We start from the raw sequence: 13,444 nt of genomic DNA on the forward strand, positions 1-13,444 counted from the left end.
CGGGTGGGGCCGACGTGAACAGGCGCCGACAAAGTTGAACATCTGGTTAAAGCGAAGTTAAGCGTGATGCTATTCAAAAAAGCCAATCGGCTCAATGGTTTGACGCGAACTGTTAGTGTGACTATGTTACGCCGATTGGGGTCCCGTCTTGGGCCCGAGGTTCGGCTAGATGCAGACTCATGGGGACGGCAGCCGCCGTAAGCAACAATTCCAGCAACGCCTGGAACTCCTTCGCGATTCGGCCCTGCATCAGCGGGTGAAGCAGCATCTGCCGACTGGCCGATGGACCCGCCGCCACTGGATCCACGCCAGCCTGTTCACCACGATCGGCATCATGCTCGCCACGATCGTGCCGGGCTTCTCCAATGCGATCCAGCCACCGTCCGCCACCGACGCGCGCGCCACGCTCACCCTCAAGCTTCCCCAGTTGTCGCGCGAGCGCCTGGAAGGTGTTGCCGGCGACAGCTGGCAACTGGTGCGGGTCAAGCCGGGACAGACGTTGGGTTCGATCTTCGAGGAGCTGGACATTCCGGCGGCGACCATGCATTCGCTGCTGGAAAACGCCAACGCCAAGCAGGCGCTCACCCGTCTCAAGCCCGGCACCGAGCTCGCGTTCGACCTGCCGGTCACCGGCGAGCTGCGCACGCTGCGTTACGACCGGGATCCGCAGCACCGCGTGGAGTTGAGCGTCGATGGCGAAAAGGTCACCGAAAGGGTGGTGGCCCGCGAGACGACCACGCGTACCGTGGTGCTCAGCGGCAAGGTTGGCCGTTCACTCAATCGTTCGGCACGCAAGGCCGGCCTGACCGCCGCCAATGTCAACTCGCTGACCGACGACATCTTCAAGTACGACATCGACTTCAACTCCGATCTCGGCCCGGACGATCGCTTCAGCGTGGTGGTCGAGCAGACCTGGCGCGAGGGCGAACTGATCAGCACCGGACCGGTGCAGGCCGCGACGTTCACCGTCGACGGCAAGCTGCACTCGGGCTTCCGCTTCTCCCGTCCGGGTGGCAAGCCGGAGTACTTCACCGCCATCGGCCGACCGCTGAAGAAGAACTTCATCCGCATGCCGATTCCTTATGCGCGCCTGAGCTCGAAGTTCGGTGCGCGCCGTCATCCGGTGCTGGGCACCATGCGCATGCACAAGGGCGTGGACTACGCCGCGGTGACCGGCACGCCGATCATGGCCGCCGGTGACGCGCGCGTGCAGTTCGCCGGCTGGCAGAACGGTTACGGTCGCGTGGTGATCCTGGATCACGGTCGCGGCCACACCACGCTGTACGGGCACATGTCGCGACTGGGCAAGGTCAAGGTCGGCCAGCGTGTCGCCCAGGGCACCGTGATCGGCTACGTCGGGTCCACCGGCCTGGCCACCGGTCCGCACCTGCATTACGAATTCCGCATCAACGGCGTGCACCGCAATCCGCTGTCGGTGACGATGCCGCCGCCGGAACCGCTGGCCGGCGCGCAGCTGGCCTCGTTCCGCACCTACACCGCCAATGCGCTGGCGCGCATCCGCACGGTGGAGAACATCATCTACGCCGACGTTTCCCCGGCCGAACCGGCCAAGGAAACCCAGGTCGCCGAAGCCAAGAAGCCGGCCGGCAAATCCAAGAAGAGCTGAGGCCCGAACCCGGCTCCCGCCTCCTCGCGGGAGCCGATGGCGTACGCTTTGGTACGCCCGGCGCATCGTGCGCATTCTCTACGGAACCCCGCATGTCCCCTGTCGAACCGGCATCTCCGGCGCTTTTCCTGGGTCTGATTTCCGGCACCAGCGCCGACGGCATCGATGCCGCGCTCGTGCGTTTCGAGGGAAGCGGAGCCGCGTTGCAGTGCGAACTGGTGCTGGGACGCACCTATCGTTGGAACGAGGCGACACGCGCCGCGCTGATCGCCCTGGGACAGGGTGGCGAAGCCCCCTCCCTGGATGAAGTGGGTCGTCTGGACGCGCTGACCGGGCACCATTTTGCCGAAGCCGCGCTTCGCCTGCTCGATGAGGCCGGTGTCGGCGCGGCGGAGATCCGCGCGATCGGCTCGCACGGGCAGACCATCCGCCATCGGCCGCATGCCGATCCGCCCTTCACCTGGCAGATCGGCGACGGCAACGCGATCGCCGAACGCAGCGGGATCGACACAGTGGCCGATTTTCGCCGCCGCGACGTCGCCGCTGGCGGCCACGGCGCACCGCTGATGCCGGCCTTCCATGCCGCGCTGCTGGGTTCGCCGGACGAGGACCGGGCGGTGCTGAACCTGGGCGGCATCGGCAACTTCACCCTGCTCCCCCGCGCCGGGGGACCGCCGGTGCGCGGTTTCGACACCGGCCCCGCCAATGCGCTGATGGATGCCTGGTGCGAACGCCATACCGGCGCCGCTTTCGACGCCGGCGGAGCGTTCGCCGCCAACGGACGTCCCGACGAAATCTTGCTGGCGCGGTTGCGGGAGGAACCCTGGTTCGCGCTGCCGCCGCCCAAGAGCACGGGACGCGAACAATTCCATCTGGCCTGGCTGGAAGCACGGTTGGGCGACAGCGCGGCGTCGCCGGCGGACGTCCAGGCGACCCTGCTGGAACTGACCGCCGCGACGGTGGCCGACGCCCTGCGTGCCAGCCAGCCAGATACCCGGCGGGTGCTGGTATGCGGCGGTGGCGTGCACAACGCACAGCTGATGGCCCGGCTGGCGACCTGGATGCCGCAGGTGCAGGTCGAATCCACCGCCCTTCATGGGCTGGATCCGGATTTCGTGGAGGCGATGGGGTTTGCCTGGCTGGCGCGGGAAACCCTGGCGGGTCGCCCCGGCAACCTGCCCGCCGTCACCGGCGCGAGAGGGCCGCGGGTGCTGGGAACTATCTTTCCGGCGTGATGTTCGCGGTCCGGATTCCGCTCAGAATCCCTTGCCGGCGGGGACGTCCCTCAGCGCGTTGATGGCCGCGGTCAGCGCGTCCACTTCACCATCGTCGAAGCCGCTGCGGACTTCCACCTCGCAGTGGAACAGGCCCTGTTCGATCAGGTTGAACAGGGTGTCATGCATGTTCCAGCCACGGGCGACGGCAATCCGCCGGATCCGTTCGGCCAGCAGCGGATCGATGTCCTTCAGCACGATGTCGGTCATCTCGTTCCCCCAGTCCCCTGCCCAGCACCGTTCCCGATCAGCCTTGCGGATGCTCAGGATGAAGTGCTGCCACCTTCATTCTCACGGATATGCTTCCACAACCAGGCCAGCAGCAGCAGTGTCGGGATGACCGTGAGCGCGCTCATCAGGAAAAAGGCGCTGTAGGACGTGGCCTCGACGACGTAGCCGGAAACACCGCCGATGAACTTGCCCGGCAGATTCGCCAGCGAGACCAGCAACGCGTACTGGGTGGCGGTGAAGTTGCGGTTGGTCAGCGATGACATGAACGCCACCAGCACGGTGCCGGCGAATCCCTGCGACAGGTTGTCGGCCGTGATGGCGGCGTAGAACGCCCAGATTTCGGAAGGATGCTGTGCCATCAGCAGGAAGGCGATGTTGGAACAGGCCACCGCGATGGCCGCGATACCCAGCATCCAGCGGAAACCGAACGCGGCGACGCAGACGCCCCCCAGGAAGGCGCCGGCGATGCCGGTCCACACCCCGTACAACTTGGAAACGGTGGCGATGTCGGCCTTGCTGTAGCCGGAGTCCAGATAGAACGGCCCGGCCATCACCCCGATCACCTGATCCGGAAACTTGAACAGGCCCACGAACAGCAGCAGTACCACGCCCAGCTTCAGGCCATTGGTCTGGAAGAAGCTGACGAAGGGTTGCCAGAACGCGCCGATGAAGTCGATGCGCCGGGTTACGGCGGCTTCGGGCGCGGCCGGCTCACGACTGAACAGCGTGGCGAGGATCGGCAGCAGCATCAATGCGGTCATCGCCAGGTAGGCGTCCTTCCAGCCACTGAATTCGGCGATGTAGAGCGCGCCGGCGCCGGCCAGAATCAGGCCGATGCGATAGCCCAGCGTATAGGTCGCGGCGAGCGCGGCCTGTGCCTCGGCCGGAGCGATCTCGATGCGGTAGGCATCGACGACCGAATCCTGGGTCGCGCCGGCGAACGACGCGAACAGCACCCACCCCACCAACGCGCCCACGCCGAGTTCGGGACGGGTAAAGGCCAAAGCGAACAGACCCGCCGCCACGGCCACCTGCGCCACCAGCAGCCAGGAACGCCGACGCCCCAGGAAGGCGGTCAAGGGAAACGCATAGCGATCCACCAGCGGCGCCCACAGAAACTTGAGCAGGTAGAAGAAGCTGGCGAGGCTGATCAGGCCGATGCTTCCCAGATCCAGCCCCACGTCGCGCAGCCGGGTGCTGAGGGTCGCCGAAGCGATCAGCAGGAACGGCAGGCCGCTGCCGAAACCGAGCAACAACATGGTGAAGGCGGCCGGCGTGGCGAACGCTCGCCGGATGCCGCTCCAGCCCTTGTAGGACACGGGTGCCTTGGCCGCCGTAGGCGCGCTCATCAAGCGTAGTCCACCGTGAACGGTGCATGGTCGGAGAACCAGCTGTCGCGATAGATCGCACAGCGTCGCAGGCGATCACGCAGCGACGGGGTGACGAACTGGTAGTCGATGCGCCATCCGACGTTGTTGGCGCGCGCGCCGCCGCGATTGCTCCACCAGGTGTAGTCCTGGCCTTCCGGATGCAGGCTGCGGTAGGCGTCGACCCAGCCGCTGTCGTCCACGCACATGCCATTGAGCCAGTCACGCTCGGCGGGCAGGCAGCCCGAATTCTTCTGGTTGCTGGTCCAGTTCTTGATGTCCAGGCGTGTGCGCACGATGTTCCAGTCGCCGCACAGCACGTAGTCGCGTCCGCTGCGGCGCCATTCGTCCAGGATCGGCGCCAGCCAGTCCATCACCCTGAACTTGAAACCCTGACGCAATTCACCTGAAGAACCTGAGGGAATGTAGAACGACACCACGCTGAGATTGCCGTAGCGCGCCTCCAGGTAGCGGCCCTCTTCGTCGAACTCGTCCCAGCCCAGCGCGGTGCGCACTTCATCCGGCTCGCGCCGGCTGTAGATCGCCACGCCGCTGTAGCCCTTCTTGGTGGTGGCGTCGCGGAACCAGGCCTTGTAACCCTCGGGCAGGAAGGCCGGACCGCCGAGCTGGTGTTCCTGCGCCTTGGTCTCCTGCACGCACAGCACGTCGGCATCCTGCTGGCCGAACCATTCGAAAAAACCCTTGTTGGCCGCCGAACGCAGGCCGTTGGCGTTGAAACTGATGATGCGCATGTGAAAACCGGTTCGCGGAACGGGAAGGGAGTCGCAAGAGCGTACCGCATGCGTGGAGGCCGGTGGCATGGAACGGCTATGCTTTCCCCCTCGCCCGCCGAATGCACCGCCCATGTCCGATCACCGCGCCCGCTTCCTCCAGCTCGCCCTGCACGCGCAGGCCCTGCGCTTCGGCGAGTTCACCCTCAAATCCGGTCGGCTGAGTCCCTACTTCTTCAACGCCGGGCGGTTCGACAGCGGCGCCCGGTTGGCCGAACTGGCGGCCTGCTACGCCGACGCCGTGGAGGCGGCCGGCCTGCGGTTCGATCTGCTGTTCGGCCCGGCCTACAAGGGCATTCCGCTCGCCACCGCGGTGGGCTGCGAATACGCGCGCCGCGGCCGCGACGTGCCGCTGGCCTTCAACCGCAAGGAGGCCAAGGATCATGGCGAGGGTGGCCTGCTGATCGGTGCGCCGCTGGACGGTCGCGATGTCCTCATCGTCGACGACGTCATCACCGCCGGGACCGCCATCCGCGAGGCACTCGGCCTGATCCGGGCCGGTGGCGGCCGGCCGGCCGGCATCGTGGTGGCGCTGGATCGGCAGGAAGTGCTGACCGAACCGGACGCCGGCGAAGGCGGTCCACGCCTGTCGGCCGCCCAGGCGGTGGCCGCCGAGACCGGGGTGCCGGTGGTGGCCGTGGCCAACCTGCATGATCTGCTTGATTTCGCCGGAGAAAGCGCGGAACTTGTCCACCACCGCGAAGACCTGCTCGCCTACCGGGCGCGCTATGGCAGCGGTTCGTCGGATTGACGGCAGCAGGGGGCTGCACATGCGGAGTTCCATCTTCTGGCTGGCATTGCCGGTGGGCCTGATCTCGATGGCGATCGCCAGCGCGCAGGACAAACCGGCCACCAAGAAACTCTACTGCTGGAACGAGAACGGCCAGCGCGTGTGCAGCGATGCACTGCCCGCCGAGGCCGTGACGCGCGCGCGCGAGGAAATCAGCGCCGCCAGCGGCCTGCGCACCGCCGAAGTGGATCGGGCGCTGACCGAGGAGGAACGCGCGCAGGCCGAAGCCGCGAAGATCCAGGCGCAACTGGACGAAGCGGCGCTGGAAACCCGCCGTCGCACCGAACAGGCCATGCTGCTGTCCTACCGCAGCGAGGAAGAACTGCGTCGGGTGTTCAACGAGCGTATCGCCATCGTCGACAACAACATCCGGACCGCGCGCTACAACGTGGTCAGCCTGCGTGATGGCCTGGTGAGTCTGCTGCAGACCGCCGGCGACCGGGAACTGGCCGGGCAGGCGGTGGCGGCCGAAGCCACCGCCAGCATCCGCAGCCGGCATGCGGATCTGATGCGCCAGCGCCAGCTGCAGGCCAGCTTCGAGCGCCAGCGCGCGGAACTGGATGTGGAAATCGCCGACATCCTGCAGCACTACCGCCAGATGAAGGGACCGGCGCCGTCCGAAGGCGCGCCCGCGCCCGGAACCGAACCCGCAGCAACCGCCACGCCGCCCGGCTCCGCCTGAGCATCGGCGAACCCGCGCGCGGCAGACGACTGCCGCGCGCCAGGTGGCAGCCCTTTCCGATCAGAAGGTCGCCGTGAGATCCGGCGCGACCAGCGCCAGATGGGCGCGGAACACATCCTTGATGCGGGCCAGCGCCGCATCGTTGTCGGCCTCGAACCGCAGCACCAGGATCGGCGTGGTATTGGAGGCGCGCAGCAGACCCCAGCCATCGTCCCAATCCGCACGCAGGCCGTCGATGGTCGCCACGCGGGCACCCTCGAAGCGTGCCGTCTCGACAAAGCGCTGGACGATCGCATGCGGCGTTTCCGCCTCCACCGGCACCTTGATCTCCGGCGTGGCGATGCCATCCGGGAGCCCGGACAACACTTCCGAGGGCGTCTCCCCGTGCAGCGCCAGGATTTCCAGCAGGCGCGCCGCCGAGTACAGGCCGTCATCGAAGCCGTACCAGCGCTCCTGGAAGAAGAAATGGCCACTCATCTCGCCCGCGAGTTCGGCGCCGGTTTCGCGCATCTTCGCCTTGATCAGCGAGTGCCCGGTCTTCCACATCAGCGGCGTGCCGCCATTGCGCAGCACCCAGCCCTGCAGCTTTCCGGTGCATTTCACGTCGTAGATGATCATCGCGCCGGGATTGCGCTCCAGCACGTCGGCGGCAAACAGCATCAACAGGCGATCCGGGAAGATGACCTCGCCCTCCCTGGTCACCACGCCGAGGCGATCGCCATCGCCATCGAAGGCCAGGCCAAGATCGGCGTCGAAGCGCTTGACCATCTGGATCAGATCTTCCAGGTTGTGCGGCTCGCTGGGATCGGGATGGTGGTTGGGAAAAGTGCCATCCACTTCGCAGTACAGCGGAATGACATCCGCTCCGATCGCTTCCAGCAGGCGCGGCGCGATGTCGCCGGCCACACCGTTGCCGGCATCCACGACCACCTTCAACGGGCGCTCCAGTTGCACGTCATCGGCGATCCGCTGGATGTAATCGACGGTGACGTCGCGCTCCTGCAGGTCGCCCGGGATTGCCGCTTCATGCAGCCTGCCATCGCGGATGCGCTCATACAGATCGGTGATGGTGTCGCCGGACAGCGTTTCGCCACCCACCACGATCTTGAAACCGTTGTAGTCCGGCGGGTTGTGGCTGCCGGTGACCGCGACGCAACTGCCGGCGCGCAACTGGTAGGCGCCGAAATAGGCCACCGGGGTCGGCACCATGCCGATGTCGATGACGTTGCGGCCGGCGCGGCGCAGGCCGGCGATCAGGCCTGCCACCAGTTCCGGGCCGGAGAGGCGACCATCGCGCCCGATCACGATGTCGGTCAGATCCTGTTCCTGCATCACGCTGCCGATGGCCTGGCCGATGCATTCGGCGACATCCGCGTTGAGGGTCTTGCCGACGATGCCTCGGATGTCGTACGCGCGGAAGATGCCGGGATCGACCTCCACGGGAATTCTTTCTCTGCTCATGCTGCCTGTCTGTGGGGAGGAAGGGGGTGATCTTGCCGCCACCGGCAACGGATCCCGCTCCAGGGCCTGGCCCAGAGTGGGTTCATCGTCTCCGGTGGTGGCCGCCTCGCCTCCCCGCAAGGCCGGAATCTTCAGGCCGCCCCGCGCGGTCAGCCAGGCCAGCACCGCCAGCGCGACCGCCAGCACGGCGCCTATCGAACTGCCCAGCGCCCCCAGCCCGAACGGACCGGGCGCGCTGTCGGGTTCGGCGGCGGCCACGCGCAGGCCGGTCTTGCCCACGGCATGCGCCATGACCTCGGCCCCGTCGGCCAATTGCGTGCTGCCGCGCTGAACCACATTGAAGCTGCCCTGCCGCAACGCCAGATAGGTGCCGGGCGGCAACGGCACGCCCTCGAAGCCCGACGTCAATCGGGCCAACGGCAGGCGCGCATAGACCACGCCCTGCGGCACATCGACCGCCAGGCCAAGCACGGCCTTGCCGCCATCCCGGACCACCCGCGCGACCACCGCCTGTCCCTGTTGCGCGGCTTCCAGCAACGCCAGCCGGCTGTAGCCGAACGCGGCGGGATCGGCATAGGCCTGGCCCAGATCACGCGACATCACTTCCACGTGCTCGACTTCGGCCCATCCATGCCGGATCGCCTCGGCGGCCACCGCTGGATCACCGCTGCCCAGGGCGGTTTTCACCGCGTCGGTGGACATGCGCCGGGTCAGCTGCGCGATCTGATCGCGGTACGCCGATTCCAGCGCGGCCACGCCGGCGTCCCTGGCCTGCTGCAGGGCCTCGGAGCGATCGGCGTCACGCCATTGACGTACGCCGCTCCAGCCCAGCCAGATGGCCAGGAGGAGACACAGCACCACCAACCCGGGCAGGGCCCGCGAAAGATCGCCCAGCGGCAACCGACGTCCACCTTCGCTTGATTTGCTCATCCGTGCCCGTCCCCTGTCAGCGCAAACCGGTATGGCCGAAACCACCGCCCCCCCGGGCGCTGTCGGCGAATGCGTCCACGACCTGGAAGCTTACGCGCACGACGGGCAGCACCACCAACTGGGCGATGCGGTCGCCGGGCTGGATGGTGAAGGCTTCGTGTCCCCGGTTCCAGACGCTGATCAGCAGCGGCCCCTGGTAATCGGCGTCGATGAGGCCGGTACCGTTGCCCAGCACGATGCCGTGCCGGTGCCCCAGTCCCGAACGCGGCAAGACCACCGCGCACAGCCGCGGGTCCGACAGGTGCACGGCGATGCCGCTGGGCACCAGCGCGGTGTCGCCGGGTTGCAGGGTGAGGGTGGCATCCAGCGCGGCGCGCAGGTCCACGCCGGCGCTGGCCGCGGTGGCGTAGGCGGGCAATGGCCACTCGTCGCCGAACCGGGGGTCCAGCAGCTTCAGTTCAACGGATTGCGTGCCAGCCGGGCTCATGCGTTCAGTCGCTCCACGATCAGATCCATCAGGGCATCGGCCAGCCGGGTCTTGGGCGCCGAGGCGAACTCGCGCTGACCGTCTTTCCAGTAGGCGGTCAGCGCGTTCTGGTCACTCTCGAAACCGCCCTCGGCGATGCCGACCCGATTGGCGATGATCATGTCCAGGCGCTTGGCCTGCAGCTTGCCGCGCGCATAGTGTTCAACGTTTTCGGTTTCGGCGGCGAAGCCGACCACCAGCTTCAGCGCCTGGGTCTGCGCCGCCACTTCCGCCAGGATGTCCGGCGTGCGCACCAGATCCACCTCCAGCGTCTCGCCGGTCTTCTTGATCTTGTTGGTGGCCGCCACCCGCGGGGTGTAGTCGGCCACCGCGGCCGCGCCGATGTAAATGTCGGCCGGCAACGCGCCGAGCACGGCTTCGCGCATCTGCGCGGCCGAACGCACGTCCACCCGGGTCACGCCCGCCGGCGTCGGCAGGTGCACCGGTCCGGCCACCAGCACCACCTCGGCGCCGCGACGGGCCGCGCTGGCGGCCACCGCGAACCCCATCTTGCCGCTGCTGCGATTGCCCAGATAGCGCACCGGGTCCAGATCCTCGTAGGTTGGACCGGCGCTGACGACGACCCGCACGCCCTCCAGATCCCGTCCCGTGGCCGGCAACGGCGCCCGGCCGGCGGCCAGCGCGGCCACGATGTCTTCCGGCTCGCTCAGGCGGCCCGGCCCGGATTCACCCTCGGCCAGCGGCCCGTCTTCCGGCCCGATGATCTGCACGCCGCGTTCGCGCAGGATGCGCAGGTTGGCGACGGTCGCGGGGTGCTGCCACATGCGATGGTTCATCGCCGGCGCCGCCGTGATCGGCGCGGTGGTCGCCAGGCACAACGTGGTGACCAGATCGTTGGCGAAGCCATGGGTCAGGCGGGCCAGCAGGTCGGCCGTGGCCGGGGCGATCAGAATGCGATCAGCCCAGCGCGCGAGTTCGATATGGCCCATGGCGGCTTCCGCCGCGCTGTCCCAGAGACTGGTCCGGACCGGATGCCCGGACAGCGCCTGGAAACTGAGCGAAGTGACGAACTGCTGGGCGCCCTCGGTCATGGCGACCTGGACGTCGGCGCCGGCGTCGCGCAGCCGCCGCACCAGTTCCAGCGACTTGTACGCGGCAATGCCGCCGCCCACACACACCAGCAGGCGCTGGCCCTGCAGCGGCCGTGGCTCGAGACTTCCGGTCACGTCGGGTTTCCTACAGTCGAACAGGGGATTAGCTTACCCGATGGCCCCGTCAAGCCTGATGGCCGCACACGGGTGCCCGCGGCATCGTGGTCATATGCACATCCGAGACTGGCCCGTCCACGAGCGTCCCCGTGAAAAGCTGTTCACCCGGGGACCCGCCGCCCTCTCCGACGCCGAACTGCTGGCGTTGTTCCTGGGATCGGGGGTGCGTGGCCAGGATGCGGTCGCGACCGCGCGCGAGCTGCTTTCCGCCCATGGCCCGCTGCGGCGTCTGCTTGATCGTCCGGCGGCGGAACTGGTCGCCTTGCCCGGGCTGGGGCCGGCCCGCGCCAGTCGGATGGCCGGCGCGCTCGAAATCGGCCGCCGCCATCTGGCCGCGGATCTGGAACGTGGCGAGCAGTTGACCGATCCGACGATGGCCGGCCGCTACTTCAGCCAGCGCCTGCGCGGCCATGATCACGAGGTGTTCGCGGCCCTGTTCCTGGATGTCCGTCATCGCGCGCTGGCGTTCGAGGAGCTGTTCCGGGGCACCCTCGACAGCGCCGAGGTGCACCCGCGGGAGGTGGTCCGGCGGGCGCTGGCCCACAATGCCGCCGCGGTGATCATCGGCCACAACCACCCGTCCGGGCACAGCGCGCCCTCCGAGGCCGACCGCCTGATCACCCTGCGGCTTCGGGACGCCTTGTCGCTGATGGACATCCGACTGCTGGATCACTTCGTGGTCGGCGATGGTCCACCGACGTCGCTGGCCGAACGCGGCTGGCTCTGACCGGCTTGCCATCCAGGTCAGCCGGACGTCACGGAACGCGTCATTCAGCCCGCGCCGGACGACCTCGCCGGTTCCGCGTAAAATGCCCGGTCCCGCAACATCCGCAGACCCTCCGTGAAAGCCTCCCTACGCGCCTTGATCGCCCAGGGCATCGATGCCCTGCGCCAGGCCGGCACCCTGCCGGCCAACACCGCCACGCCGGATTTCGTGGTCGAGCGACCCAAGACCCGCGAGCACGGGGATTTCGCCACCAACGCCGCCATGCTGCTGGCCAAGGCCGCGCGCAGCAATCCGCGCGCGATCGCCACCGCCCTGGTGGCCGCATTGCCGACCAGCGACGACGTGGCCAAAGTGGAGATCGCCGGCCCCGGCTTCATCAATTTCCACCTGGCCACCGCCGCCTACCAGCGCGAAGTCGCCACCGCCCTGGCGCAGGGCGCTGCCTATGGCCGCAATCAGAGCGGCGCAGGCCGCGTGGTGGGAGTGGAATACGTCTCGGCCAATCCGACCGGTCCGCTGCATGTCGGCCACGGTCGCGCCGGCGCCATCGGCGACTGCATCGCCCGCGTGCTGGCGGCCAACGGCTGGAATACCCGCCGCGAGTTCTACTACAACGACGCCGGCGTGCAGATCGACAACCTGGCCAAGTCCACCCAGGCACGCGCGAAGGGCCTGACTCCGGACAGCGCCGGTTGGCCGGAGGACGGCTACCGGGGCGACTACATCGGTGACGTCGCGCAGGCCTATCTGGCCGGTGACAGCGTCGAATTCGAAGATCACGTCGTGGACGGCGGCAAGGACCCCGACAACCTGGACGCCATCCGCCAGTTCGCCGTGGCCTACCTGCGCCGCGAGCAGAACCTGGATCTGGCCGCGTTCGGCGTCTCCTTCGACGTGTATTTCCTGGAAAGCTCGCTGTACGCCGACCGCAAGGTCGAGGAGACGGTGGGCAAGCTGATCGCTTCCGGCCACACCTACGAGGAAGGCGGCGCGTTGTGGCTGAAGTCCACCGACTTCGGCGACGACAAGGATCGGGTGATGCGCAAGTCCGACGGCACCTACACCTATTTCGTGCCGGACGTGGCCTACCACCTGAGCAAGTGGCAGCGTGGCTACGGGCGCGCGATCACCGAACTGGGTGCCGACCATCACGGTTCACTGGCGCGCGTGCGCGCGGGCCTGCAGGCGTTGAGCGAAGGCATCCCGGCCGGCTATCCGGAATACGTGCTGCACCAGATGGTCACCGTGATGCGCGGCGGCGAGGAAGTGAAGCTGTCCAAGCGCGCCGGCAGCTACTTCACCCTGCGGGATCTGATCGATGAGGCCGGGCGCGACGCCACGCGCTGGTTCCTGATCGCCCGCAAACCGGATTCGCAGCTGACCTTCGACATCGATCTGGCCCGCCAGCAGAGCAACGACAACCCGGTGTTCTACGTGCAGTATGCGCATGCCCGTGTGTGCAGCCTGCATCGCCAGGCGACGGAAAAAGGTTACGCCTACGACCAGACCAACGGCCTGGCCCACCTGGCGCGACTGGACGACGAACTGTCGCTGGCGCTGATGGTGGAACTGGCGCGTTATCCGGAAGTGGTGGAGAACGCCGGCGAATCGCTGGAACCGCACGTCATTGCGCAATACCTGCGCGAGTTGGCCTATGCTTTCCACACGTGGTACGCCGGCACGCCGGTGCTGATCGAGGATGCCGACGCGCGCGACGCGCGCCTGGCGCTGGCCTCGGCCGTGCGGCTGGCGCTGGCCAACGGCATGGACCTGTTGGGCGTGAAAGCGCCCGAGAAAATGTAACTGGAG

The 13,444-nt window shown here is 67.6% G+C and carries 12 protein-coding genes; 6 read left to right on the top strand and 6 right to left on the bottom strand.

All coding sequences use genetic code 11. The features are described from left to right. Positions 1-169 precede the first annotated feature (169 nt). Entirely contained in the window at positions 170-1,627 is a 1,458-nt protein-coding gene (locus AC3DEZ_RS00060) for a peptidoglycan DD-metalloendopeptidase family protein (RefSeq protein ID WP_488386376.1), read from the top strand. A gap of 92 nt (positions 1,628-1,719) precedes the next feature. Next, positions 1,720-2,862: an anhydro-N-acetylmuramic acid kinase gene (locus tag AC3DEZ_RS00065; RefSeq protein WP_488386377.1), complete on the top strand. Its 1,143-nt coding sequence runs from the start codon at positions 1,720-1,722 to the stop codon at positions 2,860-2,862. A gap of 21 nt (positions 2,863-2,883) precedes the next feature. Here the strand turns inward: AC3DEZ_RS00065 and AC3DEZ_RS00070 are convergent, their stop codons facing one another. The 3 genes from AC3DEZ_RS00070 to AC3DEZ_RS00080 are packed head-to-tail and all read right to left on the bottom strand — an operon-like array spanning position 2,884 to position 5,251. After that, complete coding sequence (locus AC3DEZ_RS00070) at positions 2,884-3,111, bottom strand: hypothetical protein (protein ID WP_295375135.1); 228 nt, start codon at positions 3,109-3,111, stop codon at positions 2,884-2,886. Positions 3,112-3,164: 53 nt separating this feature from the next. Then, a complete protein-coding gene (locus AC3DEZ_RS00075; protein ID WP_488386378.1) occupies positions 3,165-4,481 on the bottom strand; it encodes an AmpG family muropeptide MFS transporter in 1,317 nt (438 codons plus the stop codon). Next, positions 4,481-5,251 (bottom strand): exodeoxyribonuclease III, encoded by a 771-nt coding sequence (locus tag AC3DEZ_RS00080; protein ID WP_488386379.1) that lies wholly within the window; start codon positions 5,249-5,251, stop codon positions 4,481-4,483. Before AC3DEZ_RS00080 ends, AC3DEZ_RS00075 begins: the two co-directional genes overlap by 1 nt. A gap of 112 nt (positions 5,252-5,363) precedes the next feature. Between AC3DEZ_RS00080 and pyrE the strand changes: the two genes are divergently transcribed. Both pyrE and AC3DEZ_RS00090 read left to right on the top strand, forming a co-directional pair. Then, positions 5,364-6,041: an orotate phosphoribosyltransferase gene (gene pyrE / locus AC3DEZ_RS00085; protein ID WP_447103802.1), complete on the top strand. Its 678-nt coding sequence runs from the start codon at positions 5,364-5,366 to the stop codon at positions 6,039-6,041. Positions 6,042-6,060: 19 nt separating this feature from the next. Beyond that, positions 6,061-6,762, top strand: a complete 702-nt coding sequence (locus AC3DEZ_RS00090) for a hypothetical protein (RefSeq protein WP_488386380.1) — start codon at positions 6,061-6,063, stop codon at positions 6,760-6,762. Positions 6,763-6,822: 60 nt separating this feature from the next. On the opposite strand, the gene AC3DEZ_RS00095 is transcribed toward AC3DEZ_RS00090, so the two are convergent. From AC3DEZ_RS00095 to coaBC, 3 genes are read right to left on the bottom strand one after another with little or no spacing between them, the layout of a single operon-like run. Further along, the gene (locus tag AC3DEZ_RS00095) at positions 6,823-9,153 is read right to left on the bottom strand and encodes a phosphomannomutase/phosphoglucomutase (protein WP_488386381.1); all 2,331 of its coding nucleotides are present in this window, start codon (positions 9,151-9,153) and stop codon (positions 6,823-6,825) included. Positions 9,154-9,169: 16 nt separating this feature from the next. Continuing rightward, on the bottom strand, positions 9,170-9,640 hold the full coding sequence (gene dut, locus AC3DEZ_RS00100; protein ID WP_488386382.1) for a dUTP diphosphatase: 471 nt from the start codon (positions 9,638-9,640) through the stop codon (positions 9,170-9,172). Then, on the bottom strand, positions 9,637-10,866 hold the full coding sequence (coaBC, locus tag AC3DEZ_RS00105) for a bifunctional phosphopantothenoylcysteine decarboxylase/phosphopantothenate--cysteine ligase CoaBC (protein ID WP_488386383.1): 1,230 nt from the start codon (positions 10,864-10,866) through the stop codon (positions 9,637-9,639). Before coaBC ends, dut begins: the two co-directional genes overlap by 4 nt. A 94-nt stretch (positions 10,867-10,960) precedes the next feature. Here coaBC and radC point away from each other — a divergent pair, with 94 nt between their 5' ends. Both radC and argS read left to right on the top strand, forming a co-directional pair. Next, complete coding sequence (radC, locus tag AC3DEZ_RS00110; protein ID WP_488386384.1) at positions 10,961-11,635, top strand: RadC family protein; 675 nt, start codon at positions 10,961-10,963, stop codon at positions 11,633-11,635. Positions 11,636-11,749: 114 nt separating this feature from the next. Continuing rightward, positions 11,750-13,438, top strand: a complete 1,689-nt coding sequence (gene argS / locus AC3DEZ_RS00115) for an arginine--tRNA ligase (RefSeq protein ID WP_488386385.1) — start codon at positions 11,750-11,752, stop codon at positions 13,436-13,438. Positions 13,439-13,444: the final 6 nt, after the last annotated feature.

It is taken from the genome of Pseudoxanthomonas sp. 134C1 (assembly GCF_057773065.1).